Origin of the sequence: Chitinimonas sp. (assembly GCF_036568685.1) — a bacterium.
Classification (GTDB): Bacteria; Pseudomonadota; Gammaproteobacteria; order Burkholderiales; family Chitinimonadaceae; genus Chitinimonas.
Genome location: NZ_DATCSC010000028.1, coordinates 17,279 through 41,515, shown reverse-complemented (window position 1 = coordinate 41,515; position 24,237 = coordinate 17,279). Strand labels below are relative to the sequence as shown.

Annotated in this window: 26 protein-coding genes and 1 tRNA gene; 5 read left to right on the top strand and 22 right to left on the bottom strand. The window is 61.6% G+C overall.

The genetic code is table 11. The features are described from left to right. The 15 genes from nuoL to tpiA form a co-directional block, all read right to left on the bottom strand. Positions 1–1,527, bottom strand: a 1,527-nt coding sequence (gene nuoL / locus VIM95_RS04435) for an NADH-quinone oxidoreductase subunit L (RefSeq protein WP_331983429.1), incomplete at its 3' end; no start/stop codon positions are given. Between the two features lie 52 nt (positions 1,528–1,579). Then, on the bottom strand, positions 1,580–1,882 hold the full coding sequence (gene nuoK, locus VIM95_RS04430; protein WP_331983427.1) for an NADH-quinone oxidoreductase subunit NuoK: 303 nt from the start codon (positions 1,880–1,882) through the stop codon (positions 1,580–1,582). A 23-nt stretch (positions 1,883–1,905) separates the two neighbouring features. Continuing rightward, positions 1,906–2,556 (bottom strand): NADH-quinone oxidoreductase subunit J, encoded by a 651-nt coding sequence (locus tag VIM95_RS04425; RefSeq protein ID WP_331983423.1) that lies wholly within the window; start codon positions 2,554–2,556, stop codon positions 1,906–1,908. 24 nt (positions 2,557–2,580) lie between these two features. Then, on the bottom strand, positions 2,581–3,069 hold the full coding sequence (gene nuoI / locus VIM95_RS04420) for an NADH-quinone oxidoreductase subunit NuoI (protein ID WP_331983421.1): 489 nt from the start codon (positions 3,067–3,069) through the stop codon (positions 2,581–2,583). 10 nt (positions 3,070–3,079) lie between these two features. Further along, positions 3,080–4,138 (bottom strand): NADH-quinone oxidoreductase subunit NuoH, encoded by a 1,059-nt coding sequence (gene nuoH, locus VIM95_RS04415; protein WP_331983419.1) that lies wholly within the window; start codon positions 4,136–4,138, stop codon positions 3,080–3,082. A gap of 13 nt (positions 4,139–4,151) precedes the next feature. After that, positions 4,152–6,479 carry an NADH-quinone oxidoreductase subunit NuoG gene (gene nuoG / locus VIM95_RS04410; RefSeq protein WP_331983417.1) on the bottom strand — a complete coding sequence of 776 codons (2,328 nt, stop codon included), beginning with the start codon at positions 6,477–6,479 and terminating at the stop codon, positions 4,152–4,154. A gap of 106 nt (positions 6,480–6,585) precedes the next feature. After that, positions 6,586–7,875: an NADH-quinone oxidoreductase subunit NuoF gene (gene nuoF / locus VIM95_RS04405; RefSeq protein ID WP_331983415.1), complete on the bottom strand. Its 1,290-nt coding sequence runs from the start codon at positions 7,873–7,875 to the stop codon at positions 6,586–6,588. A 17-nt stretch (positions 7,876–7,892) separates the two neighbouring features. After that, positions 7,893–8,366, bottom strand: a complete 474-nt coding sequence (nuoE, locus tag VIM95_RS04400) for an NADH-quinone oxidoreductase subunit NuoE (protein WP_331983413.1) — start codon at positions 8,364–8,366, stop codon at positions 7,893–7,895. After that, a complete protein-coding gene (locus tag VIM95_RS04395) occupies positions 8,366–9,619 on the bottom strand; it encodes an NADH-quinone oxidoreductase subunit D (protein WP_331983411.1) in 1,254 nt (417 codons plus the stop codon). Before VIM95_RS04395 ends, nuoE begins: the two co-directional genes overlap by 1 nt. Beyond that, on the bottom strand, positions 9,612–10,205 hold the full coding sequence (locus tag VIM95_RS04390) for an NADH-quinone oxidoreductase subunit C (protein WP_331983409.1): 594 nt from the start codon (positions 10,203–10,205) through the stop codon (positions 9,612–9,614). Before VIM95_RS04390 ends, VIM95_RS04395 begins: the two co-directional genes overlap by 8 nt. A 15-nt stretch (positions 10,206–10,220) precedes the next feature. Further along, positions 10,221–10,715, bottom strand: a complete 495-nt coding sequence (locus tag VIM95_RS04385) for an NADH-quinone oxidoreductase subunit B family protein (protein WP_331983407.1) — start codon at positions 10,713–10,715, stop codon at positions 10,221–10,223. Next, positions 10,706–11,074 carry an NADH-quinone oxidoreductase subunit A gene (locus VIM95_RS04380; RefSeq protein ID WP_331983405.1) on the bottom strand — a complete coding sequence of 123 codons (369 nt, stop codon included), beginning with the start codon at positions 11,072–11,074 and terminating at the stop codon, positions 10,706–10,708. Before VIM95_RS04380 ends, VIM95_RS04385 begins: the two co-directional genes overlap by 10 nt. A 108-nt stretch (positions 11,075–11,182) precedes the next feature. Beyond that, positions 11,183–11,267, bottom strand: a tRNA-Leu gene (locus VIM95_RS04375). Positions 11,268–11,291: 24 nt separating this feature from the next. Next, complete coding sequence (gene secG / locus VIM95_RS04370; RefSeq protein WP_331983403.1) at positions 11,292–11,651, bottom strand: preprotein translocase subunit SecG; 360 nt, start codon at positions 11,649–11,651, stop codon at positions 11,292–11,294. 7 nt (positions 11,652–11,658) lie between these two features. After that, on the bottom strand, positions 11,659–12,384 hold the full coding sequence (gene tpiA, locus VIM95_RS04365) for a triose-phosphate isomerase (RefSeq protein WP_331983401.1): 726 nt from the start codon (positions 12,382–12,384) through the stop codon (positions 11,659–11,661). Between the two features lie 265 nt (positions 12,385–12,649). Here tpiA and pstS point away from each other — a divergent pair, with 265 nt between their 5' ends. The 4 genes from pstS to pstB all read left to right on the top strand — a co-directional run bounded on the left by pstS (position 12,650) and on the right by pstB (position 16,419). Next, the gene (pstS, locus tag VIM95_RS04360) at positions 12,650–13,645 is read left to right on the top strand and encodes a phosphate ABC transporter substrate-binding protein PstS (RefSeq protein WP_414648473.1); all 996 of its coding nucleotides are present in this window, start codon (positions 12,650–12,652) and stop codon (positions 13,643–13,645) included. Positions 13,646–13,755: 110 nt separating this feature from the next. Beyond that, positions 13,756–14,745: a phosphate ABC transporter permease subunit PstC gene (pstC, locus tag VIM95_RS04355; RefSeq protein ID WP_331983397.1), complete on the top strand. Its 990-nt coding sequence runs from the start codon at positions 13,756–13,758 to the stop codon at positions 14,743–14,745. Positions 14,746–14,763: 18 nt separating this feature from the next. Continuing rightward, positions 14,764–15,609, top strand: a complete 846-nt coding sequence (gene pstA / locus VIM95_RS04350; RefSeq protein ID WP_331983395.1) for a phosphate ABC transporter permease PstA — start codon at positions 14,764–14,766, stop codon at positions 15,607–15,609. A 39-nt stretch (positions 15,610–15,648) separates the two neighbouring features. Beyond that, a complete protein-coding gene (gene pstB, locus VIM95_RS04345) occupies positions 15,649–16,419 on the top strand; it encodes a phosphate ABC transporter ATP-binding protein PstB (protein WP_331983393.1) in 771 nt (256 codons plus the stop codon). Between the two features lie 66 nt (positions 16,420–16,485). On the opposite strand, the gene glmM is transcribed toward pstB, so the two are convergent. From glmM to rlmE, 4 genes are all read right to left on the bottom strand, one after another. Continuing rightward, entirely contained in the window at positions 16,486–17,835 is a 1,350-nt protein-coding gene (gene glmM, locus VIM95_RS04340) for a phosphoglucosamine mutase (RefSeq protein ID WP_331983391.1), read from the bottom strand. Positions 17,836–17,902: 67 nt separating this feature from the next. After that, positions 17,903–18,724 (bottom strand): dihydropteroate synthase, encoded by an 822-nt coding sequence (gene folP / locus VIM95_RS04335; RefSeq protein ID WP_331983389.1) that lies wholly within the window; start codon positions 18,722–18,724, stop codon positions 17,903–17,905. A gap of 59 nt (positions 18,725–18,783) precedes the next feature. Beyond that, complete coding sequence (gene ftsH, locus VIM95_RS04330; RefSeq protein WP_414648472.1) at positions 18,784–20,697, bottom strand: ATP-dependent zinc metalloprotease FtsH; 1,914 nt, start codon at positions 20,695–20,697, stop codon at positions 18,784–18,786. Positions 20,698–20,788: 91 nt separating this feature from the next. Further along, a complete protein-coding gene (gene rlmE / locus VIM95_RS04325) occupies positions 20,789–21,409 on the bottom strand; it encodes a 23S rRNA (uridine(2552)-2'-O)-methyltransferase RlmE (RefSeq protein WP_331983387.1) in 621 nt (206 codons plus the stop codon). Between the two features lie 70 nt (positions 21,410–21,479). On the opposite strand from rlmE, the gene yhbY reads away from it, so the two are divergent. Continuing rightward, positions 21,480–21,908, top strand: coding sequence for a ribosome assembly RNA-binding protein YhbY (gene yhbY / locus VIM95_RS04320; protein WP_331983385.1), 429 nt, complete (start codon positions 21,480–21,482; stop codon positions 21,906–21,908). An 81-nt stretch (positions 21,909–21,989) separates the two neighbouring features. Here yhbY and VIM95_RS04315 read toward each other — a convergent pair whose 3' ends face one another. The 3 genes from VIM95_RS04315 to greA form a co-directional block, all read right to left on the bottom strand. Continuing rightward, the gene (locus VIM95_RS04315; RefSeq protein WP_331983383.1) at positions 21,990–23,033 is read right to left on the bottom strand and encodes a TonB family protein; all 1,044 of its coding nucleotides are present in this window, start codon (positions 23,031–23,033) and stop codon (positions 21,990–21,992) included. A gap of 140 nt (positions 23,034–23,173) precedes the next feature. Beyond that, positions 23,174–23,620, bottom strand: coding sequence for a DUF4149 domain-containing protein (locus VIM95_RS04310; RefSeq protein ID WP_331983381.1), 447 nt, complete (start codon positions 23,618–23,620; stop codon positions 23,174–23,176). A 20-nt stretch (positions 23,621–23,640) separates the two neighbouring features. Beyond that, entirely contained in the window at positions 23,641–24,117 is a 477-nt protein-coding gene (greA, locus tag VIM95_RS04305) for a transcription elongation factor GreA (protein WP_331983431.1), read from the bottom strand. Between the last annotated feature and the right edge of the window lie 120 nt (positions 24,118–24,237).

Below are 24,237 nucleotides of genomic sequence, written 5' to 3'. Positions count from 1 at the left end.
GTAACCGATGATCAGCGAAGGCACGGCCAACAGAATCAGCGGCAGGGTCACCACCCAGGGCGACTCGCGCGGCTTGTCGTTGGGGCCCAGACCGTGATGGTGCTCGTCGGCATGCTCATCGCTGTGGTGATCGTGCTCGTGGTGATCGTGCTTGGGATCCATCCAACGTTCCTTGCCGTGGAAAACCAGGAAGTACATGCGGAAGGAGTAGAAGGCGGTCACGAATACACCGATGATCACGGCGGCGTAGGCAAAGCCGGCTGCCGGCAGGTGCGAGGCATGCACCGCTTCGATGATCGAATCCTTGGAGTAGAAGCCGGAGAAGAACGGGGTACCGATCAGGGCCAGCGAACCCACCAGCGAGGTGATCCAGGTGATGGGCATGTACTTGCGCAGACCGCCCATATTGCGGATGTCCTGGTCATGGTGCATGCCCATGATGACGGAACCCGCACCAAGGAACAGCAGGGCCTTGAAGAAGGCGTGGGTCATCAGGTGGAACACGGCGACCGAGTAGGCCGAGGCGCCCAGCGCCACGGTCATGTAGCCGAGCTGCGACAGGGTCGAGTAGGCCACGACGCGCTTGATGTCGTTCTGGATGATGCCGAGGAAGCCCATGAACAGCGCGGTGATGGCGCCGATCACCATGATGAAGTTCAGGGCGGTATCGCTGAGCTCGAACAGCGGCGACATACGGCTGACCATGAAGATACCGGCCGTCACCATGGTGGCGGCGTGGATCAGTGCGGAGATCGGGGTCGGGCCTTCCATCGAATCGGGCAGCCAGACGTGCAGCGGAAACTGGGCGGACTTACCCATGGCACCGATGAACAGCAGGATGCAGGTGACCGACAACAGCGACCACTGCACACCCGGGAACAGGCTGATGGTGGCGTCCTTCAGGGCCGGGGCGTGGGCAAACACGTCGGCGTAGTAGAAGGAACCGAAGTGGCCAAGCACAAGGCCGATGCCGAGCAGGAAGCCGAAGTCACCCACGCGGTTGACCAGAAAGGCCTTCAGGTTGGCGAAGATGGCGGTCGGGCGCTTGAACCAGAAGCCGATCAGCAGGTAGGACACGAGGCCCACCGCTTCCCAGCCGAAGAACAGCTGCACGAAGTTGTTGCTCATCACCAGCATCAGCATGGAGAAGGTGAACAACGAGATATAGCTGAAGAAACGCTGGTAGCCAGGATCTTCTTCCATGTAACCGATGGTGTAGATGTGCACCATCAGCGACACGAAGGTCACCACCACCATCATCATGGCGGTCAGCTTGTCGACCAGGAAGCCGACCGAAACGTCGAGGCCGTTCACGGTCATCCAGGTGTAGACGTTGCCGTTATAGGCCGCGCCGCCATTGATCTGGTCGAACAGCACATAGAAAGCGCCTGCACAGGAGGCGGCCACGCCGAGTATGGTGACCCAGTGCGCACCGGCGCGACCGATCGCACGGCCAAAGAGGCCGGCAATGATGGCGCCGAATAGCGGGAACAGGGCGATCAGCAGGTAGAGCGTTGGTTTATCCATGTTTTCGCGCAGGCTGTTTCTTGTTGATTCGTCGGGCTCGGTTCCGCAACGATCAGCCCTTCAGGCTGTCGAGGTCTTCCACATTGATCGAGCGGGTATTGCGGAACAGCACGACCAGGATCGCCAGACCGATGGCGGATTCAGCTGCAGCCACGGTCAGGATGAAGAACACGAAGATCTGGCCGGCGGTGTCGCCGAGGTACTTCGAGAACGCGATGAAGTTCATGTTCACGGCGAGCAGCATCAGCTCGATCGCCATCAAGAGCACGATCACGTTCTTGCGGTTCATAAAGATGCCGAAAACCGAGATCGCGAACAGGATCGCGGCCAGCACGAGGTAATGGGTCAGCGTCATGGCTTGTTACTCGTCGTCTCGATTCAGGCGGCAGGTTTGTCGGCAGCGTCATCGGCTGCCGGGGCTTCCGGCAGCTCGACCTCGGCCTGCATCTTGACGATGCGGACGCGGTCCTTGCGCTTCACGGCGACCTGCTCAGCCGGGTTGATGTACTTGGTGTTCTTGCGGCGGCGCAGAGTCAGCGACACGGCGGCAATCATGGCCACCAAGAGCAGCACGGCAGCAAGCTCAAACGGCAGCAGGTAGTCGGTGTAGATCGGCACACCCAGCTGCTTGATGTTGGAGACACCTGCCGGCAAGGCTGCGACTTCCGAGAAGTGCGACAGGCCGGTGGTCGGGGCGATCAGCACCATCACCATCTCGGCAGCCATCACGATGGCAACCAAGGAGGCGATCGGCAGATAGTTCCAGAAGCCTTCGCGCAGCTCTTCGAAGTTGATGTCCAGCATCATCACAACGAAGAGGAACAGCACCATGACCGCGCCGACGTAGACGAGCACCAGCGAGATGGCCAGGAACTCGGCCTCGATCAGCATCCACAGCACGGCACCGGTAAAGAAGGACAACACCAGGCTCAGTGCAGCGTGCACCGGGTTCTTGGCGGTGATCACGCGCAGGGAGGAGGCGATCAGGATCGCCGCGAAGATATAAAAGATGACGGTAGTCAAAGTCATGGCAGCCGGGCTCTTGATTTCCGATTAGCGATACTTGGCATCGGCTTCGCGATTGCTCGCGATCTGGGCTTCGTACTTGTCGCCCACGGCAAGCAGCATGGGTTTGGTGTAGTACAGGTCGCCGCGCTTTTCACCGTGGTACTCAAGCACATGGGTCTCCACGATGGCGTCGACGGGACAGGCCTCTTCGCAGAAACCACAGAAGATGCACTTGGTCAGGTCGATGTCGTAGCGGGAGGTGCGGCGGGTACCGTCCTCGCGTACTTCCGATTCGATGGTGATCGCCATGGCCGGGCAAACGGCTTCGCACAGCTTGCAGGCAATGCAGCGCTCTTCGCCGTTGGCGTAGCGGCGCTGGGCGTGCAGACCACGGAAGCGCGGCGAATACGGCGTCTTCTCTTCCGGGAACTGCACGGTGATCTTGCGCTGGAACAGGTGACGGCCGGTCAGCGCCATGCCTTTGACCAGTTCATACAGCAGGAAGGTCTTGAGGAAGTTCTGAATCTTTTCCATGGCTATCGGCTTACCACAGCGTGTACGAGGTTTGCATCCAGGCAGCGACCACCACAATCCAGATGAGGGTCACGGGGATGAATATTTTCCAGCCCAAGCGCATCAGCTGGTCGTAGCGGTAACGCGGGAAGGTTGCGCGGAACCACAGGAACAGGAACATCACAAAGGCCATCTTGAGGAACAGCCAGAGTGCGCTGGCGGCGCCCAGCACCGGGATGGAGGCCGGGAACGGAGACAGCCAACCGCCCAGGAACATGATCGACGTCATCGCGCAGATCAGCCACATATTGGCGTATTCACCCAGGAAGAACAGGGCGAAGGACATGCCCGAGTATTCGATCATGTGACCGGCCACGATTTCCGATTCACCTTCGGCCACGTCGAACGGGGCGCGGTTGGTTTCGGCCACGCCGGCGATCAGGTAGACGAGGAACAACGGGAACAGCGGCAGCCAGTTCCAGGAGAAGATCGAGCCAGCACCGATGCCGTGGTTCTGCTGATTGACGATATCGGTCAGATTGAGGCTGCCCGATACCATCAGTACGCCCACCAGGGCGAAGCCCATGGCCAGTTCGTAGGAGATCACCTGGGCCGAGGCGCGCAGTGCACCGAGGAAGGCGTACTTGGAGTTGGAAGCCCAACCGGCGACGATGATGCCGTACACGCCCAGCGAACTGATGGCCATCACGTACAAGAGGCCGGCATTCACGTCCGACAGCACGAGGCCGGGAGCGAAGGGGACCACCGCCCAGATGGCCAGCGCCGGAGCGAGCACCATGATAGGCGCCAGGAAGAAGAGGCCGGTGGAGGCGGCGCTCGGGGAAATGATTTCCTTGAGCAACAGCTTCAGGCCGTCGGCGATCGGTTGCAGCAGACCGAAGGGACCAACCCGGTTAGGGCCGATACGGATCTGCATGTAGCCGATGACCTTGCGCTCGTACAGCGTGGCGTAGGCCACGGCGCCGAATACCGGCGCGACGATGCAGACGATCTTGATCAGGGTCCAGACCAGGATGCCCAGGGTGGGCCCGAACAGGGACAGGATGCCGTTATGCAGCGCGTCGATCATTGTTCTTCTCTCCTCAGGCGCGCGTCACATTGATGGGACCGAACATCGCGGCCAGCGCCACAGTGCTCGGGTGGGCGGTCGCCACGCGGACGGTACCGTCAGACAGACCGGCGTCGATCGCGACCGGCAGGGTCACGCTGGCATCGCCTTGCTGGACCTTGACGTTGTCACCGGCAGCCACGCCCAGTTGGGCGGCGGTAGCGGCGGACAGGCCGACCACGGGGGCGGCGGCGTCGCGGGTCTTTTGCAGCGAGGGTGCGCGGCGGACCAGGGCATCGCCCTGGTAGATCGGCACTTCACCCAGGCGCACCAGGCCGGTAGCCGGTGCTTGCAGACTGGCAGCCACTTCGGTCACGGCATTGTTCAGCTTGGCAGCAATGCCAGCCTCGCCTTGCGGCAGGGCGGCGTTGCGAACCGCTTCGGCGCTGTCGAAATCAAAACCGGCGATCTCCAGCAGGTTGCCCAGCACACGCAGCACCTTCCAACCCGGACGGCTGTCACCCAGCGGCTTGACCACGCCGTTGAAGCTCTGCAGGCGGCCATCCATATTGATGAAGCTGCCGGCGGTTTCCGAGAACGGGGTGATGGGCAACAGCACGTCGGCGTAGTCGACGGCACCGTGCTTGAAGGCGGAGAAGGCGACAACCATTTCAGCCTGCTTGGCAGTTGCCAGCGCAGCTTGCGGGTTGTGACTGTCGAACTCGACTTCGGTGTTGAACAGCAGCACGGCCTTGCGCGGCTTGGCCAGCGCATCGGTCGCGGTCAGGCCCAAGAGCTGGGCGCCGACGGTGTTGGCGGCTTCGCTCATCCAACCCAAGGTGGCGCCGGTGATGGCGGCCAGCTGGTTGGCCAGGGTAGCCAGTTCGGCAGCGCGCGGGTGATGGGCAGCCAGGTTGCCGAGCAATACGGTGGCGCGGTCGCCTTCGTTGGCGGTCGCATCAACCAGTTGCTGGGCGATGGCGCGGGCGGCGGCGTTCACTTCAACCGCGGCCACGGCGGCCGGTACGGCAGCCTGCTTGATCTCGGCGGCGGCCTTGACCACGGCGGCGAGGCCCTCGACCAGTTGGTCCGGGCGAACGATCAGTTGGGCAGACGGGGCGACGAACAGCTCGTCGGCCATGGGGTTGATCAGCGACAGCTTGAGGCCACGCTTCACACCTTGGCGCAGGCGTTGGGCCAGCAGGGGCTGTTCCTTGCGCAGGGTGGAACCGATCACCAGCGCAGCCTTGGACTGCGCCACGTCGGCGATGGCCTGGCCCAGCCAGGTAGCGCCTTGCTGCGAGGCAGCCAGGCGGGCATCGGCGTAACGACCGCCGAAGCTGGCGGCGCCGGCATTCAGGCCTTGGCTCAGCTTGTTCAGCAGGAACAGCTCTTCAACGGTCGAGTGCGCGGTACCGATGGCGGCGATGCTATCGGCGCCATGATCGCGAGTGATGGACTTGAGGCCATTGCCGACGTATTCCAGCGCGGTCTGCCAATCGGTCTCGATCCACTGACCACCCTGCTTGAGCATGGGCTTGGTCAGACGTTGTTCGCTATTGAGGGCTTCGTAGGAGAAGCGGTCACGGTCGGCGATCCAGCACTCGTTGACCGGCTCGTTCTCGAACGGCAGCACGCGCATGACGCGGTCGCCCTTGACCTGAACGATCAAGTTGGCGCCCAGGCCGTCGTGCGGGCTCACGCTCTTGCGGCGCGACAGCTCCCACGTACGGGCGGTGTAGCGGAAAGGCTTGGAGGTCAGCGCACCGACCGGGCACAGGTCGATCACGTTGCCGGAGATTTCCGAATCCACAGTCATGCCGATGAAGGACATGATCTCGGAGTGCTCACCGCGGTTGGCCATGCCGATTTCCTGCATGCCGGCGACTTCTTCGGTGAAGCGGACGCAACGGGTGCAGTGGATGCAGCGGGTCATGTCGGTGGAGATCAGCGGACCGAGGTCCTTGTTCGCCACCACGCGCTTTTCTTCTTCGTAACGGGAGCTCGAACCACCGTAACCGACGGCCAGATCCTGCAGTTGGCACTCACCGCCCTGGTCGCAGATCGGGCAATCCAGCGGGTGGTTGATCAGCAGGAACTCCATCACACCCTTCTGTGCCTTGACGGCCATATCGGAGTGCGTGAAAACCTTCATACCGTCGCTGACAGGGGTCGCACAGGCCGGCAGCGGCTTGGGCGCCTTTTCCACCTGCACCAGACACATACGGCAGTTGGCCGCAATCGACAGCTTCTTGTGGTAGCAGAAGTGCGGAATGTGGGTGCCATTGGAACGCGCGGCCTCAATGACCGTGGTGCCGTTGGGAACTGTCAGTTTGGTACCGTCGATTTCGATTTCAAGCATGGTCGGGCTGCCCGAACTTTCGTCTTAACTGCAAGCGGGTGCAGGCTTACGCCTCACCCGCCGACAGGAGTTGGTCTTGCAATCTGCTGCTAAAACACGTGGCGGATCAATATCCCGGCACGATGCATTTCTTATGCTCGATGTGGTGCATGAATTCGTCACGGAAGTGACGAAGCATGCCCTGCACCGGCATTACAGCGGCGTCGCCCAGCGCACAGATGGTGCGGCCGGCGATGTTCTTACCTACCGAATCCAGCAGGTCGAGGTCTTCGGGCCGGCCTTCGCCGCGCTCGATACGGTCGACCACGCGGTACAGCCAGCCGGTACCTTCACGGCAGGGGGTGCACTGGCCGCACGACTCTTCGTAATAGAAGTAGGACAGGCGACGCAGGGCCTTGACCATGCAGACCGTCTCGTCCATCACGATCACGGCACCCGAACCCAGCATGGAACCCGCCTTGGCGATGGCATCGAAGTCCATGGTGGTTTCCATCATGATGTGGCCGGGCAGTACCGGGGCGGACGAGCCACCGGGGATGACTGCCTTGAGCTTCTTGCCGCCACGCATGCCACCGGCCATTTCCAGCAGTTCGCTGAAAGGCGTGCCAAGCGGGATCTCGTAGTTGCCGGGACGATTGACGTGACCGGAGATCGAGAACAGCTTGGTGCCACCGTTGTTGGGCTTGCCGAGTTCCAGGAACTTCTGGCCACCCTCGCGGATGATGTAGGGCACCGAGGCAAAGGTCTCGGTATTGTTGATCGTGGTTGGCTTGCCGTAGAGGCCGAAGCTGGCCGGGAACGGCGGCTTGAAGCGCGGCTGGCCCTTCTTGCCTTCCAGCGATTCGAGCAGCGCGGTTTCTTCGCCGCAGATATAGGCGCCGTAACCGTGGTGGGCGTGCAGCTGGAAGCTGAACTCGCTGCCCAGGATGTTGTTGCCCAGGAAGCCGGCCTTGCGGGCTTCTTCGATGGCAGCCTCGAAGCGCTGATAGGCTTCGAAGATTTCACCGTGGATATAGTTGTAGCCGACGTCGATGCCCATCGCGAAACCGCCGATGATCATGCCTTCGATCAGGGCGTGCGGATTGTTGAGGATGATGTCGAGGTCTTTGAAGGTACCCGGCTCGCCCTCGTCGGTATTGCAGACCAAGTACTTCTGCCCCGGGAAGCTGCGCGGCATGAAGGACCACTTCAGACCGGTGGGGAAGCCCGCACCACCACGGCCACGCAGGGCCGAGGTCTTGAGCTCGGCAATGATGGCGTCCTGGGTGATGCCTTCGGACAGAATCTTCTTCAGGGCGGCATAGCCGCCACGCTTCATGTAGGCGTCGATGCTCCAGGAGTTCGGATCATCAAAGTCGACGCCGTCGAATACAACGCCTTTGACGTAAACGGTCATGCGCTTCGTCCCCGGCCTTAGTTGAGATCAGCCAGCTTGCGATCGATCGCATCCGGCGTCATATGGTTGCACATGGTGTGGTTGTTCACGAGCATCACCGGCGCGTAGCCGCAGGCACCCATGCACTCCCCTTCCATGAGGGTGAACTTGCCATCCGCTGTGGTCTCGCCGTAGTGGATACCCAGCTTCTTTTGCAGGTATTCGCCGGCATCGGCGCCGCCCGAAAGCGCGCACGGCAGGTTGGTGCACACGGTCAGCTTGTGCTTGCCGACCGGCTTGCGGTCGAACATGTTGTAGAAGGTCGCCACTTCGTGGGCGGCCATGGGCGCAATGCCCAGGTAATCAGCCACGAACTTGATCAACTCAGGCGTCAGCCAGCCCTTTTCGACCTGGGCAATGCGCAGGGCCGACATGGTGGCCGAGCGCTTCTGGTCGGCCGGGTACTTGGTCAGTTCGCGATCGATCTGCGCGAGGGAATCCGGGCTCAGCATCAGCGGTCAATCTCCCCAAACACGATGTCTTGCGTACCGATGATCGCCACGACATCCGAAATCATGTGGCCACGGGCCATCTCGTCCAGCGCTGCCAGGTGGGCAAAGCCAGGTGCACGAATCTTCAAGCGGTAAGGCTTGTTGGCGCCATCGGAGACCAGGTAGATGCCGAACTCGCCCTTGGGGTGTTCGACAGCAGCGTAGGCTTCGCCCTCGGGCACGTGCATGCCTTCGGTAAAGAGCTTGAAGTGGTGGATCAGCTCTTCCATGTTGGACTTCATGTCCAGACGGCTGGGCGGGGCCACCTTGTGGTTGTCGACGATAACCGGGCCGGGGTTCTTGCGCAGCCAGTCCACGCACTGCTTGATGATGCGGTTGGACTGGCGCATTTCCTCGACACGGACCAGGTAACGGTCGTAGCAGTCGCCATTGACGCCGACCGGGATGTCGAAATCGAGCTTGTCGTAGACTTCGTAGGGCTGCTTCTTGCGCAGATCCCACTCCACACCCGAGCCGCGCAACATGGCGCCGGTCAGGCCCAGCTGGATGGCACGCTCAGGCGACACCACGCCGATACCGACGGTACGCTGCTTCCAGATCCGGTTGTCGGTGAGCAGGGTTTCGTACTCGTCGACATAAGTGGGGAAGCGGCGGGTGAAGTCTTCGATGAAGTCCAGCAGCGAACCTTGGCGGTTCTCGTTGAGCTGCTTGATGGCAGCGGCATTGCGGACCTTGGAAGCCTGGTACTGCGGCATGCTGTCCGGCAGGTCACGGTAAACACCGCCCGGACGATAGTAGGCCGCGTGCATACGGGCGCCCGACACTGCCTCGTAGCAGTCCATCAGGTCTTCCCGTTCACGGAAGGCATACAGGAATACGGTCATCGCGCCGCAATCAAGACCATGCGCGCCGATCCACATCAGGTGGTTCAGCACGCGGGTGATCTCATCGAACATGACGCGGATGTATTGGGCGCGGATCGGCACTTCGATGCCGAGCAGCTTTTCGATTGCCATCACATAGGCGTGCTCATTGCTCATCATCGACACATAGTCGAGACGATCCATATAGGGCACGGACTGGATGAAAGTCTTGTGTTCGGCCAGCTTTTCGGTCGCGCGATGCAACAGACCGATATGCGGATCGGCACGCTGTACGACTTCACCGTCCAGCTCAAGCACCAGGCGCAGCACGCCGTGCGCTGCCGGGTGCTGAGGACCGAAGTTCAGCGTGTAGTTCTTGATCTCAGCCACCGTAGTTCTCCTCGCGAATGATGCGCGGGGTGATTTCGCGCGGCTCGATACTTACCGGCTGGTAGATGACGCGGCCCTGGGCCGGGTCGTAACGCATTTCCACGTGGCCGGACAGCGGGAAGTCCTTACGGAAGGGGTGACCGACAAAACCGTAGTCGGTCAGGATGCGACGCAGGTCCGGGTGACCAGTGAATACGATGCCGTACAGATCGAACGCCTCGCGCTCAAACCAGTTCACACCCGGCCAGACATCCAGCACCGAATTGATGATGGGCAGCTCGTCGTCCTCGCAATAGACACGCACCCGCAGGCGGGTGTTGAGCGAGACCGACAAGAGGTGATAGACCACGGCAAAACGTCGGCCATCCCAGCCGCCATCCTTGTAGGCACTGTAATCCACGCCGCACAAGTCGACGCAGGTCTTCAGCTGCAGGGTTTCGTGGTCACACAGCGTGCGGGAGATGGCTGGCCAGTCAGCAGCCTTGACCACCAGGGTCAGCTCACCCAGTGCATTGGTCAAGGAAACGGCCTTGTCACCCAAGGCCGCTTGTAGCGATTGGAACAGCGCGTCGAGTTTGGTTGCCATGATGCGTTTCTATGGTTAACGCGCGATGGTGTTGGTGCGCTTGATCTTGTTTTGCAGCTGAATCAGGCCGTAGAGCAGGGCCTCTGCGGTCGGCGGACAGCCAGGCACGTACACGTCCACAGGGACGATACGGTCGCAACCACGCACGACAGAATAGGAATAGTGGTAGTAACCGCCACCATTGGCGCAGGAGCCCATGGAAAGCACCCAGCGCGGCTCTGGCATCTGGTCATAGACCTTGCGCAGGGCAGGTGCCATCTTGTTGCAGAGGGTCCCGGCAACAATCATCAGGTCAGACTGGCGCGGGCTCGGGCGGAACACGATGCCGAAGCGGTCCAGGTCATAACGGGCTGCGCCGGCGTGCATCATTTCAACCGCACAGCAGGCCAGACCGAAGGTCATCGGCCACAGCGAGCCGGTACGGGTCCAGTTGACCACCGTATCGACGGTGGTGGTGATGAAACCCTTGTCCATCACATCCTGGGCCACAGGATTTTCGGCTACTCCCATTCCAGCGCCCCCTTCATCCACTCATATACGAAGCCAACCACCAGCACCGCCAGGAAGACCATCATGGAGACGAAGCCGGGAAAGCCCACCTCCTTGATAACCGCCGCCCAGGGCAGCAGGAAGGCCACTTCGAGATCAAACAGGATAAACAGAATGGCTACGAGGTAATAACGCACGTCAAATTGCATGCGCGCGTCTTCAAAGGCCTCGAAACCGCATTCGTAAGGAGAGAGCTTTTCAGCATCCGGACGGCTGGTACCCAGCAATAGACTGACCGCCTTGCCAAGCGCCATGGGGAGCACCCCCACTACCAACCCGACCAGCATGAAGAGCAGGACTGGGAAGTAATTCTCGAGCATGAAAGCTCCCCGGTACGGTAAATAGTATTTAGACGTGATGGAAGTCTAGCTTCCATTGACACCGTCGCAAGGCCCACTTCGGGAAGGCCAGCGCGACAGTTAAGAATCTGGTGCCGACAGTGAGACTCGAACTCACACAGCTTGCGCCACTACCCCCTCAAGATAGCGTGTCTACCAATTTCACCATGTCGGCAGCGCACCAAATTTTTGAACGAGATCAGTTAGGGATACTGCTCTGACCGTCGTTTTGAGCCGGCTTGACCGGCGTATCCTGCTTTTTCTCAACCGGTTGGGTCTGCGTCACACCGGACATCACCCCCACCGCCGCACCGCCCTGGGGCTTGGAATCCACCCAGACAAGTGCAAACAGAGAACAGAAGAAGATAGTAGCACAAACTGCGGTGCTTCTACTCAAAAAATTTGCAGAACCACTTGCACCGAACAGGCTGCCAGCCGAGCCGCTACCGAAAGCAGCGCCCATGTCAGCACCCTTGCCATGCTGCAGCAGCACCAGCACGATCACCGCCAGCGCCGAAAGCACGTTCAATACCTGGATGATGCCCTTCAGAACTTCCATATTAGTCTCAGCCCGCAGCTCGGCAAATTTCGCCAAAATCCTTCACGTCCAGCGATGCCCCACCTACCAGCACGCCATCGACACCAGCAATCGACATGATTTCCGTCGCATTGCCAGCCTTTACACTGCCGCCGTACAGCACCGCATAGGACGAGCCCAAGCAGCGCTTGATCCATTCATGCATGGAGGCGATCTGCTCACTAGAAGCAGCCCGCCCGGTACCTATCGCCCAAATGGGCTCATAAGCCACGCAGAAGCGATCCGGACCAGCCCCGCGCGCCATCAAGGTATGCAACTGGGCCAGCTGTGATTCTATCTTTGCCTCGGCACGACCGGCATCCCGTTCAGCGAGCGTCTCGCCCACACAGACGATGCCGTACAGCCCCACCTCCAGCACCCGAGCCAGCTTGCCAACCACCGTCGCGTCCGACTCGGCAAAATAACGCCGCCGCTCGGAGTGACCAATGATGGCCAGCTTGCAACCCACATCCTTGAGCATGCGGGCGGATACTTCGCCGGTATAGGCGCCGTCGCCATACTCGCTGACGTTCTGCGCTCCCACCTGGAAGGGCGAACCAGCCAGCTTGTCGACCGCCAGATGCAGGTACGGGGCCGGCACGCAAACCGACACTTCAGCGCCGTAGCGCTCCGTGCGCAGCTGATCGAGCACCTCACCGATCACCGCGGTGGAGCCGTTCATCTTCCAGTTGCCCACCACCCGCTTGCGTATCATTTGGCCTTACTCAGCACCCAGCAAAGGCCCGGCATTCTAAGGTTTGTTTTGCACTGCGTCAAACCAACACCTCGTCAGAGGGACATGCAACCGAGTTGTAATGTTTCCGAAATATTCGATGATTACTATCGCTCCGTCTGCAAAATCTGGCTGACCAATCGAGGACCGGCAAGGTTTGAGCGCTTTGAATACCGAATTCAACACACGGAGAAACAGCATGTATCTGTCCCTTGGCCGCAAACTCGGCGTGATCGCCGCTTTTGGTATGGGTTTCGGCATCGCCCAAGCCGCCGACATCACCGGCGCCGGCGCCAGCTTCCCCTACCCGCTTTACGCCAAGTGGGCCGAGGTTTACAAGAACAAGACCGGTACCGGCCTGAACTACCAGTCCATCGGTTCCGGTGGCGGCATCAAGCAGATCCAAGCCAAGACCGTGGACTTCGGCGCCTCCGACGCCCCGATGACCCCGGAAGACCTGGCCAAGAATGGCCTGCAGCAGTTCCCCACCGTGATGGGCGGCGTGGTACCGGTCTACAACCTGCCCGGCATCAACCCCGGCCAGCTGAAGCTGACCCCGCAAGTACTGGCCGACATCTACCTCGGCAAGATCAAGACCTGGAACGCGCCTGAGATCGCCGCCCTGAACAAGGGCCTGACCCTGCCGACCCTGGGCATCAATATCGTCCGCCGCGCCGACGGTTCGGGTACCTCCTTCATCTTCACCAACTACCTCTCCAAGGTCAGCCCGGAGTGGAAGAAGAACGTCGGTGAAGGCACCGCCGTAGCCTGGCCTGCCGGTATCGGCGGCAAGGGCAACGAAGGTGTGGCCGCCTATGTGCAACGCCTGAAGGGTGCCATCGGCTACGTCGAGTACGCCTACGCCAAGAAGAACAAGCTGTCCTACGTCAGCCTGCAGAACAAGGATGGCCAGTTCGTGACCCCGAGCGAGGAAGCCTTCCGTGCTGCCGCCTCCTACGCCGACTGGAAGAACGCACCTGGCTTCTACGAGATCCTGACCAACGAACCGGGCAAGGCTTCCTGGCCCATCGTCGGCGCCACCTTCATCCTGATGCACAAGAAGCAGGACAAGGCACAGAATGCTGCCGAAGTGCTGAAGTTCTTCGACTGGGCCTACGGCCCGGAGGGCGACAAGCTGTCGCTGGACCTGGACTACATCCCGATGCCGGATGAAGTGGTTGCCCAGATCAAGGCTTCCTGGAAGCAAATGACCGACGCCGCTGGCGCTGCTGTTCTAAAGTAAACTGCGCTCCCTCCGCGGCCGCCCCGGCGGCTGTGGAGAAGCTTAGGCGGCAGGAATTGGTGCTCAACATCGATTCCTGCCGCTTTGTTGCAAACAAGCCTGAGACACCCATGTCCGATCAAGCCCGTACACAGCGCTTCCGGCTCGCCGATGCCGTGTTTCTCAACCTGACGCGCAGTGCCGCCCTGCTGGTACTGGCCCTGCTGTCCGCCATCGCGATCTCGCTGATCCACGGCAGCTGGAATTCCATCGCCGAATACGGCGGCGGCTTTCTGTTCTCTTCCGCCTGGGATCCGGTAAACCAGCACTTCGGTGCCTGGCGCCCCATCCAGGGCACCCTGATCACCTCGGCCATCGCCCTGACCATCGGCGTGCCGGTGAGCTTCGGCATCGCCCTCTTCCTGACCGAACTGTCGCCGATCTGGCTGCGCCGCCCGCTGGGCATTGCCATCGAGCTGCTGGCCGGCATCCCGTCCATCATCTACGGCATCTGGGGCCTCTTCGTGGTTGCCCCCATCCTGATGGAAGGTAAGCACTTCGAAAGCCTGGGCATCACCATTCCGCCCATCCAGGCCTGGCTGACCGAGGTCACCTCGGGCATTCCGCTGATCGGCAAGCTGTTCGACGGCCCGCCCTTCGGCATCGGCATGTTCACCGCCGGCCTGATCCTCGCGATCATGATCATCCCGTATATCGCCTCGGTCATGCGCGACGTGTTCGAAGTGGTGCCGGCCATGCTCAAGGAATCGGCCTACGGTCTGGGTGCCACCACCTGGGAAGTAGTCTGGAATGTAGTCCTGCCCTACACCAAGAACGGCGTAGTCGGCGGCATCATGCTGGGTCTGGGTCGCGCCCTCGGCGAGACCATGGCCGTCACCTTCGTGATCGGCAACTCCTACGACTCGGTGGATTCGCTGTTCCACGCCGGCAACTCGATCGCCTCCATCCTGGCCAACGAATTTGCCGAAGCGAGCGCCGACCTGCACTACGGCGCGCTGATCGAGCTGGGCATGATCCTGTTCCTGATCACCTTCGTCGTGCTGTCCTTCTCCAAACTGCTGCTGCTGCGCCTGCAAAAGGGCGAGGGCAGCCACTCCTGATCGCGCGAGGACAATGATATGAACAAATCCCTGTACGCGCGCCGTCGCCTGGTCAATGCCTTCAACCTCACCATGGCCACCCTGGCCATGGCCTTTGGCCTGTTCTGGCTGGGTTGGATCCTGTGGACACTGCTCAGCAACGGCGTGGCCGCACTGAGCCTGCAGGTCTTTACCCAGGTCACGCCGGGCCCGGATAGCGTCGGCGGCGGTCTCTGGAACGCCATCTTCGGCAGCCTGTTGATGGCTTTCTTCGGCACCCTGATCGGCACCCCCATCGGCATCCTGGCCGGCATCTACCTGGCCGAGTACGGCCATCGTGGCTGGCTGGCTCCGACCACGCGCTTTATCAACGACATCCTGCTGTCGGCCCCATCCATCGTGATCGGCCTGTTCGTCTGGATCGTGTTCGTGAAGCAGATGGGTCACTTCTCCGGCTGGGCCGGCAGTATCGCTCTGGCGCTGCTGGTGATCCCGGTCGTGCTGCGCACCACCGAGAACATGCTGCGACTGGTGCCGAACTCGATGCGCGAAGCCGCCTACGCCCTGGGTGCCCCACGCTGGAAGGTGATCAGCTCGGTGACCCTGCGCGCCTCCAAGGCCGGCGTGATCACGGGCGTACTGCTGGCGGTGTCGCGCATCTCCGGTGAGACGGCGCCGCTCTTGTTCACCGCCCTGAACAACCAGTTCTTCAGCGCCAATATGAACCAGCCGCTTGCCAACCTGCCGGTCACCATCTTCAAGTTCGCCATGAGCCCCTACGAGAACTGGATCTCGCTGGCCTGGGCCGGTGCGCTGATCGTGACCCTGGCCGTACTGGCCCTGAATGTGATCGCCCGCAGCCTGATCAAGAAAGAACACGCGTAAGGCCCCAAGGCCTCGCTACCATCGCCAGAAAGTGACGATATGACTACGCAAACCACCGCTTCCAAGCTCGCCGTACGCGGTCTGAATTTCTTCTACGGCAACTTCCACGCCCTCAAGAACATCAACCTCGACATCCCCGAGAAGAAGGTCACTGCCTTTATCGGCCCGTCCGGCTGCGGCAAGTCCACCCTCTTGCGCACCTTCAACCGCATGTACGACCTCTACCCCAAGCTGCGCGCCGAGGGCGAGATCCTGTTCAACGGCGGCAACGTGCTGGACAAGGGTGTGGATCTGAATGTGCTGCGCGCCAAGATCGGCATGGTATTCCAGAAGCCCACCCCCTTCCCCATGTCGATCTATGACAATGTGGCCTTTGGCGTGAAGCTGTACGAGAACCTCTCCCGCTCGGAGATGGACGATCGCATCGAATGGGCACTGCAAAAGGCTGCGCTGTGGAATGAAGTGAAGGACAAGCTCAAGCAGTCGGGCCTGGGCCTTTCCGGCGGCCAGCAGCAGCGCCTATGCATTGCCCGTGCGGTGGCCGTGAAGCCCGAAGTCGTGCTGCTGGACGAGCCGACCTCGGCGCTGGACCCGATCTCGACCGCCCATATCGAGGAACTGGTGCACGAGCTCAAGCAGGACTACACCATCGCCATGGTGACCCACAATATGCAACAGGCGGCCCGCGTATCGGACATCACCGCCTATATGTATCTGGGCGAGCTGATTGAAGTCGGTTCCACCGACCAGATCTTCACCAAGCCGACCAAGAAGGAAACCGAGGACTACATCACCGGCAAGTTCGGCTGATCCCCTCCCCTGCCGGAAGCAAAAAAAGCGACGCCAAGGCGTCGCTTTTTTTTGGGTCTTCCTGCCTCAGATGGCGGCTTGCGCCACCACCTCGGAGAGCTGGGCCACCCAGCGCTCGGTCAGCGCCAGATCGTCCGCCTCTACCATGACCCGCAGCACCGGCTCGGTACCCGAAGGCCGCAGCAACACCCGGCCACGGCCGGCCAGTTCGCACTCGGCTTCGACCAGCGCAGCCTGGATGGTCAGGCTGTCGCGGAAGTCGAAGCCTTTCTGGATCTTCACATTGCGCAGAATCTGCGGATAGATGTGCAGGTCGGCACAGAAGTCCGCCAGGCTGCGACCGGACAGGCGTACGGCCGCCAGCACTTGCAAGGCAGAGACGATGCCATCGCCGGTGGTGTGCTTGTCGAGGCACAGGAGGTGGCCGGAGTTCTCGCCGCCAATCTGCCAGCCTTTCTCCTTCAGCACTTCCAGCACATAGCGGTCACCCACCTTGGCACGCGCAAAGGGGATCTCCAGCCTAGCCAAGGCGTGCTCCAGGCCCAGGTTGGACATCAAGGTACCCACTGCACCGCCGCTCAGCTGACCGTGCTCGCGACGGAACTTGGCGATCACATAGAGCAGCTGATCACCGTCGTAGAGCGTGCCGGCACTGTCCACCATCACCAGCCGGTCACCATCGCCATCCAGGGCGATGCCGAAGTCGGCACCCTCAGCCTGTACCCGCTGGCGCATGGCTTCGGGCTTGGTGGCGCCGACACCATCGTTGATATTGGTGCCGTTGGGCAGATTGCCCATGGCGATCACGTCGGCACCCAGCTCATGGAAGACGTGCGGGGCGATCTGGTAACCGGCACCGTGGGCGCAGTCCACCACGATCTTGACACCACGCAGGTCCAGCTCGTTGGGGAAGGTGCTCTTGCAGAACTCGATATAGCGGCCGGCGGCGTCGTTGACGCGCCAGGCCTTGCCGAGCTCGTCGGCGGTCACGCAGGTCATGGGCTTATCGAGCTCGGCCTCGATTTCCAGTTCCACCGCATCGTCGAGCTTGAGCCCGCCCTCGCCGAAGAACTTGATGCCGTTATCCTCGAAGGGATTATGCGAAGCCGAGATCACCACCCCGGCCGACAGGCGTAGCGCACGAGTCAGGTAGGCGATGCCCGGCGTGGTCAGGGGGCCGGTCAGATGTACATCCACACCGGCAGCCGAGAGGCCTGCCTGCAAGGCGGACTCCAGCATATAGCCGGAGATCCGGGTGTCCTTGCCGATCAGCACGGCGGCATTGGTACCGTCGCCGCGGCGTGCCGACAGCACCTTGCCAGCAGCGTAGCCCAGTCGCATGGTGAAGTCGGGAGTGATGGGGTAGTCGCCAACCCGGCCGCGTACGCCATCGGTGCCAAAGTATTTTCTGCTCATCTTCTCCGTTTTCCTATCCTCGTGCGGCCACTCGGTGGGCCGCTAACTCATTCTAACGCCAGCCGGCTCAGGCGGTCAGCGCCCGCATCACCCGCAGGGCATCCACCGTATCACGCACCGCATGCACACGCACGATGGCGGCACCGCGCTGCGCAGCCAGCAGCGCCGCCGCCACGCTGGCAGCATCGCGCCCCTGTGGTGGGCGACCGTCCAGCAAGGCGCCCAGCATGGATTTGCGCGACACCCCCACCAAGAGCGGGCTACCCAGCCCGCAAAGCCTGGGCAGGGCCTGGAACAGGGTCAGGTTGTGCGCCAGCGTCTTGCCGAAGCCAAAGCCCGGGTCGAGCACGATACGCTCGGCGCCTATGCCCATTGCGAGCGCGGCATTGCGCCGCGCCAGCAGATAGTCGGCCACCTCGGCCAACACATCCTGGTAGTGCGGCTCGGCCTGCATGGTCTGGGGTTCACCTTGCTTGTGCATCAGGCAGACCGCTGCGCCGCTGGCCGCGACTGCCGCCAGCGCACCGGGCGCCTCCAGGGCCGCAATGTCATTGACCAGATCGGCACCGGCCGCCAGCGCTGCCTGCATGACTTCGGTCTTACGGGTGTCGATGGACAGCGGCACGCCACAGTCGCGCAGCGCCGCTATCACCGGCACCACCCGGTCTATCTCTTCCTGCTCCGGTACGGTGGCTGCACCAGGGCGGGTGGATTCACCGCCGATATCGAGGATATCCGCCCCGTCTGCCAGCAATTGCCTGGCGTGTGCCAGCGCGGCGTGCAGGTCGAGGTAACGGCCACCATCAGAGAAGGAATCCGGCGTGATATTGACGATGCCCATCACCAAGGGACGGTCCAGGGCAAGGCGAAAACGACCGGCGTGCAGCATATACGGGCTACCAAATGGCAACGACAGCGAGCAAGCTCGCTGTCGTTGAGGGGTTTAGATCAGAGTTCCTGGGCGGGTCGGGTGGTCGGCTCAGGCACCGTGCCACTCGGCGTATCGCCTGAAGGCGGCGGCTTGATGCTGGCCGAAGGCTTGGGCGGGCGCGGCGGACGACCCTGCATGATGTCCTCGACCTGCTCGGCGTCGACCGTTTCCCATTCCATCAGGGCGGCGGTCATGACCTCTACCTTGTCGCGGTTCTCTTCCAGCAGGCGCTGGGCCAGCGCGTACTGCTCGTCGATGATGCGACGGATTTCCGAATCCACCTTCTGCATGGTCGCTTCGGACAGATTCTTGTGGGTGGTCACCGAACGACCCAGGAAGACCTCGCCGTCGTTCTCGCCGTAGACCATGGGGCCCAGCAGGTCCGACATACCGTAGCGGGTCACCATATCGCGGGCGATCGCGGTGGCACGCTCGAAGTCGTTCGAGGCACCGGTCGAGATACGGCCGACAAACAGGTCCTCAGCAATACGGCCGCCAAACAGGATGGCCAGGCGGCTCAGCATCTGGTCCTTGTAGAGCGAGATCGCATCACGCTCCGGCAACTGCCAGGTCAGGCCCAGGGCACGACCGCGCGGCACGATGGTGACCTTGTGCACCGGATCGGTACCCGGCAGCAGCTTGGCCACAACGGCATGGCCGGACTCGTGGTAGGCAGTGGCGCGGCGCTCGTCCTCGGTCATCACCATGGAGCGACGTTCCGGACCCATGAAGATCTTGTCCTTGGCCTGCTCGAAGTCGTGCATATCCACAAGGCGCTTGTTGCCGCGGGCGGCGAACAGGGCAGCTTCATTGACCAGGTTGGCCAGGTCGGCACCCGACATACCGGGGGTGCCGCGGGCCAGCACGGCGGCATCCACGTCGTTGGCGATCGGCACCTTGCGCATGTGCACACCCAGGATCTGCTCGCGACCACGGATATCCGGCAGCGGCACGATCACCTGGCGGTCGAAGCGGCCGGGGCGCAGCAGCGCCGGGTCCAGCACGTCAGGACGGTTGGTGGCGGCGATCACGATCACGCCGGAGTTGCCTTCGAAGCCATCCATCTCGACCAGCATCTGGTTGAGGGTCTGCTCACGTTCATCGTTACCGCCACCCAGTCCGGCACCACGTTGGCGGCCGACGGCGTCGATTTCATCGATGAAGATGATGCAGGGGGCGTTCTTCTTGGCATTCTCGAACATGTCGCGGACGCGGGCAGCACCCACACCAACGAACATTTCGACGAAGTCCGAACCGGAGATCGAGAAGAAAGGCACCTTGGCCTCACCGGCAATGGCACGGGCCAGCAGGGTCTTACCGGTACCGGGCGAGCCCACCATCAGCACGCCGCGCGGAATCCGGCCGCCGAGCTTCTGGAACTTGCTCGGGTCGCGCAGGAATTCAACGATCTCGGTGACTTCTTCCTTGGATTCATCGCAACCAGCGACGTCCGCAAAGGTCACGGTATTGTTGTTCTCATCCAGCATGCGGGCGCGGCTCTTGCCAAAGCTGAAGGCACCACCCTTGCCGCCGCCTTGCATCTGGCGCATGAAGAATATCCACACGCCGATCAAGAGCAGCATGGGGAACCAGTTCAGGAACAGGCTCATCAGCAGCGATTGCTCCTCAGGCGCTTGGGCCGAGAAGTCGACGTTGTGCTTGAGCAGGGTATCGACCATGCGTGCGTCGGGCACCCCGACGGTCGAGAAGGTGGAGTTGTCCGTCTTCTGGCCACGGATCAGGTAGAAGGGGTAGGTACGCCCCCCCTCGATCACCACGGTCTTGACGCGGTTGTCCTCGACGTCCTGCATGAAGGCCGAGTAGCTGACTTGGCTCTTCTGCTCCTGACGCTTGGAAAACTGGTTGAACACAGTCATCAGTACCAGACCGATGATCACCCAGATTGCAATGTTTTTGCCCAGATTGTTCACGGGACGCTCCTATTGCCGGCGGTCTGGAAACGGCCGCGCCGGCGGCGGCCTGATACTGCAATTCGGATTCTATCGGCTGGAAGAAGGCCCGTCAGGGCTTTTTTCCCTTACCCAACAGATAGATTTCCGTCGAACGGTCGCGCGAGGCGGCCGGTTTGCGCGTAACCACCGTCTGGAAGGTATCGCGCATCTGCTGCATGTACTCGGTATAGCCTGAACCCTGAAACGTCTTGACCAGGAAATGCCCGCCGGGTTTCAGCCAATCGCGGCAAAAATCGAGCGCCAACTCACATAGGTAGAAACTGCGGGCCTGATCGGTGACGGCCATGCCGCTCATATTGGGGGCAATATCGCAGATCGCAAGGTCCACGAGGCGGCCACCCAGCAGTTCGGTGAATTGTGCCAGCACCTTGTCCTCGCGGAAGTCGCCCTGGATGAACTCCACCCCTGGGATAGGATCCATCTCGAGGATGTCCAGCGCGAACACCCGCCCCTTGTCGCCTATCTTGCGGCGTGCCACCTGCGACCAGCTACCTGGCGCGGCACCTAGGTCGGCAATCCACAAGCCTGGCTTGAGCAGCTTGTCCTTCTCGTCGATCTCGAGCAGCTTGTAGGCGGCCCGAGCCCGGTAGCCGTCCTTCTGGGCCTGCTGCACATAATGGTCGTTGACGTGCTCCTGCAGCCACGCCTTGCTGGTTTTGCTTCGTGTCATGGACTAAAGACTTATCTACGCCAGGTGGTTGAATAAGCTAGAATTCGTCGCTTTTTCGCGGAGTTACATGATGGAACTGACTAGAGACGAGCGCCTTTACCTGCGCGCCCAGGCCCACGGGCTGAACCCTGTCGTCATGATAGGCAACAATGGCCTGAGTGACGCAGTGCTGCGCGAGATCGCCCTGAACCTCGACGCGCACGAGCTGATCAAGGTCCGCGTACTCGGCGACGACCGCGAGCAACGCGCCGGCTGGCTGGACGAGATCTGCGAGGCACTGGGCTGTGCCGCCGTGCAGCATATCGGCAAGCTCTTGGTACTGTACCGCCCTACCCAGGATGGCAAGCCCAAGATCCAGTTGCCCAAGCCTGGCCAGAAGCGTCCGGCCGCGCCGGCCGCCGCCAAGGCACCGGCCAAGAAGGAAACCGTGGCTACCGGCCGCGCCGGCAAGCCGGCCAACAGCAAGGGCAAGCCCGCCCAGAAGTACAAGGCGAAATAAAAAGACCGGCCCAGGCCGGTCTTTTTTACCTAGAACCGCTGTTTTCTTAGCGGCTCCAAGAGCTTTTGCAGCACCGTGGACTTAATTGTCCTTGAATTCGATCTCGGTATCCACCGTGAAACCACTCGCGGCCTGCTGGAACTTCCATTTGGACAGCGCCGCCACCACCGCCCGATCGAACACCCGGCGCGGCTTGGCATCGATGATATCGACCTTGACCACCTGTCCGGCCTCGTTGACCGTCATGCGCGCCTTGACGGTGCCGGTATCCACGCCGTTGCGCGAAGCCTCGCGCGGGAACTCGGGCGATTCGCGGTAGATGGGCTTGCGGTTGGGCGGCGGCGGTACCACAGCGGCTGGCGCTGGCGGCTTGGCCTGGGCAGGCTGGGCGCTGGCCACCTGTACCGGCGGAGCAACCGGCTCTACCTTGGCAGGTGCGGGCTCCGGTGCCGCCTGTACCGGCGCCGGAGCTGCAGCCACAGGCTGGCTGACCGCTGCCGGCGTTACGGCAGCAGGTGCCGCTGCCGGCTTGGCTGGCGTGGCCTGTGCCAGCTTGTTATCGGCCGGCTTGGTCTCGGGCTTGGCGGCAGGTGCAGGTTCCGGCTTGGGTTCGGGCTTTTGCCCTGGCGAGAACCAGCGGCCCGGATTGGGCATCACGCCAAAAATCTTTTCGTCCTTGGGCTCTTCCGCTACCTCGCCACCGGCCGCGCCATTGGCTGCCACTTGCTGACCAGCGGCTGCGGGCTTGGGGTCGTTGCCACTCAGGCTGCCGAAGGCCAAGAGGCCACCGACAACGGCGACCGCACCGCCACCGACCAGCCACAGGGGGCTGCGTTTCTTGCGGGCGAACTGGGCGCTGGCGGCGGGCTGATTGGCGCCGGCAGCAAGGCCGGGCGCCACGATCAGATTGAGTTTGTGCAGACGTTCAATATCACGCAGGACCTGTTCGGTCTCGACCGCGTGGCCACTGGCCAGGCGTTCAGCCAAGCCGGCGACGGTGATCTGGCCGTCCATCCACTGCAGCAGCTTGCGCTGGTTGATGCTGAGCCCCAATGCCGGCGCGGACAATTCGCCGTCACCGGCGGGCAGGCGCCGGCACACAATCTCAAGATTGGTATTGGACATATTCGGTTCTCCCCTGATTGCTCCGCGTTGGGTTTTGTGCGGATGCAGCGAGGAAGATTAGCGCCGACCGATAGAGACCGTCACAAAAAAGTCGCATTTATCGATCGGCCGTCGTCTCGATACGACAGAACACCCGAATACTATTTGACAGGACCGCGGATTACGTAGATCAGGCCAAACACGCTCTGGATCAGGTAAATCAGACTGGAAATGGTCTGCCAGCTCTGAAAACCTCCGCCGAACATACCTTCCGCTGCGGTATGCATGGTGGGCTTCACGTCAGACAGGATGGGGAAGACGGCAAAGTGGTTGACCAGGGTCAGTGCCAGCATGCCGACGATCAGCCACAGCTCCAGTGTCTGAAAAGCGCGCAGCCCCTCCTCCCACAGCATGTGCAGGAGGATATACAGGCCGGCGACGATGCCGACCCAGGCCATGGCACGGAAAAACACCGTGACCACGCGGAAAGCCAGGCCGTTATCCAGGTAATGGAACAACAGGGGACCGACCAGCACGCCGATGATCCACATGCCACCTATCCAGAACACGGTCAGGAAGGAGCGCAATGCATTCGGAAAGGTTTGCATCCGGGCCTCTTAGGTGACGATCAGATGTATTTGACGTCCAGTACTTCGTATTCGCGAATGCCACCAGGCGCCATCACCTCGGCCACGTCGCCAGAGGACTTGCCGATCAGCGCACGGGCAATGGGGCTGGAGACCGAGATCTTGCCGAGCTTGATGTCAGCCTCGTCGTCACCCACGATCTGGTAGGTCACGGTATCACCGGACTCCAGGTCCTCCAGGTCGACGGTGGTACCGAACACGATACGGCCTTCGGCATCGATATCGGCCGGATTGATCACCACGGCATTGGAGAGCTTGCCCTCCAGGTCGGCAATACGGCCTTCGATAAAGCCTTGGCGCTCCTTGGCAGCGTCGTATTCGGCGTTTTCCGACAGATCGCCGTGCGAGCGCGCTTCGGCGATGGCAGCGATGACATTGGGACGCTCGACGCTCTTGAGGCGCTGCAGCTCCGACTTCAGCATCTCGGCGCCCAGGGTGGTAAGGGGTACTTTGACCATGCTCAACTTCTCCATGCCGGCCTCCTGTCGGGCCGGGTCTTAAAAACAAACCCGATGGCAAAACCATCGGGACAAAAACAGGGCCGCCGCGCAAAGGCGCGGCGGCCAGCTGGGACCAGT

Excerpts from the sequence above, each read along its gene's own strand:
- pstB (WP_331983393.1), top strand. The coding sequence starts at position 15,649 with ATGACTACGCAAACCACCGCTTCCAAGCTCGCCGTACGCGGTCTGAAT.
- pstS (WP_414648473.1), top strand. The coding sequence starts at position 12,650 with ATGGGTTTCGGCATCGCCCAAGCCGCCGACATCACCGGCGCCGGCGCC.
- VIM95_RS04310 (WP_331983381.1), bottom strand. The coding sequence starts at position 23,620 with ATGCAAACCTTTCCGAATGCATTGCGCTCCTTCCTGACCGTGTTCTGG.
- VIM95_RS04380 (WP_331983405.1), bottom strand. The coding sequence starts at position 11,074 with ATGCTCGAGAATTACTTCCCAGTCCTGCTCTTCATGCTGGTCGGGTTG.
- nuoE (WP_331983413.1), bottom strand. The coding sequence starts at position 8,366 with ATGCTGAGCCCGGATTCCCTCGCGCAGATCGATCGCGAACTGACCAAG.
- VIM95_RS04425 (WP_331983423.1), bottom strand. The coding sequence starts at position 2,556 with ATGACTTTGACTACCGTCATCTTTTATATCTTCGCGGCGATCCTGATC.
- nuoF (WP_331983415.1), bottom strand. The coding sequence starts at position 7,875 with ATGACCGTTTACGTCAAAGGCGTTGTATTCGACGGCGTCGACTTTGAT.
- VIM95_RS04385 (WP_331983407.1), bottom strand. The coding sequence starts at position 10,715 with ATGGGAGTAGCCGAAAATCCTGTGGCCCAGGATGTGATGGACAAGGGT.
- VIM95_RS04315 (WP_331983383.1), bottom strand. The coding sequence starts at position 23,033 with ATGTCCAATACCAATCTTGAGATTGTGTGCCGGCGCCTGCCCGCCGGT.
- pstA (WP_331983395.1), top strand. The coding sequence starts at position 14,764 with ATGAACAAATCCCTGTACGCGCGCCGTCGCCTGGTCAATGCCTTCAAC.
- glmM (WP_331983391.1), bottom strand. The coding sequence starts at position 17,835 with ATGAGCAGAAAATACTTTGGCACCGATGGCGTACGCGGCCGGGTTGGC.
- secG (WP_331983403.1), bottom strand. The coding sequence starts at position 11,651 with ATGGAAGTTCTGAAGGGCATCATCCAGGTATTGAACGTGCTTTCGGCG.
- nuoK (WP_331983427.1), bottom strand. The coding sequence starts at position 1,882 with ATGACGCTGACCCATTACCTCGTGCTGGCCGCGATCCTGTTCGCGATC.
- nuoI (WP_331983421.1), bottom strand. The coding sequence starts at position 3,069 with ATGGAAAAGATTCAGAACTTCCTCAAGACCTTCCTGCTGTATGAACTG.
- greA (WP_331983431.1), bottom strand. The coding sequence starts at position 24,117 with ATGGTCAAAGTACCCCTTACCACCCTGGGCGCCGAGATGCTGAAGTCG.
- tpiA (WP_331983401.1), bottom strand. The coding sequence starts at position 12,384 with ATGATACGCAAGCGGGTGGTGGGCAACTGGAAGATGAACGGCTCCACC.
- folP (WP_331983389.1), bottom strand. The coding sequence starts at position 18,724 with ATGCTGCACGCCGGTCGTTTTCGCCTTGCCCTGGACCGTCCCTTGGTG.
- yhbY (WP_331983385.1), top strand. The coding sequence starts at position 21,480 with ATGGAACTGACTAGAGACGAGCGCCTTTACCTGCGCGCCCAGGCCCAC.
- pstC (WP_331983397.1), top strand. The coding sequence starts at position 13,756 with ATGTCCGATCAAGCCCGTACACAGCGCTTCCGGCTCGCCGATGCCGTG.
- rlmE (WP_331983387.1), bottom strand. The coding sequence starts at position 21,409 with ATGACACGAAGCAAAACCAGCAAGGCGTGGCTGCAGGAGCACGTCAAC.
- nuoH (WP_331983419.1), bottom strand. The coding sequence starts at position 4,138 with ATGATCGACGCGCTGCATAACGGCATCCTGTCCCTGTTCGGGCCCACC.
- VIM95_RS04390 (WP_331983409.1), bottom strand. The coding sequence starts at position 10,205 with ATGGCAACCAAACTCGACGCGCTGTTCCAATCGCTACAAGCGGCCTTG.
- nuoG (WP_331983417.1), bottom strand. The coding sequence starts at position 6,479 with ATGCTTGAAATCGAAATCGACGGTACCAAACTGACAGTTCCCAACGGC.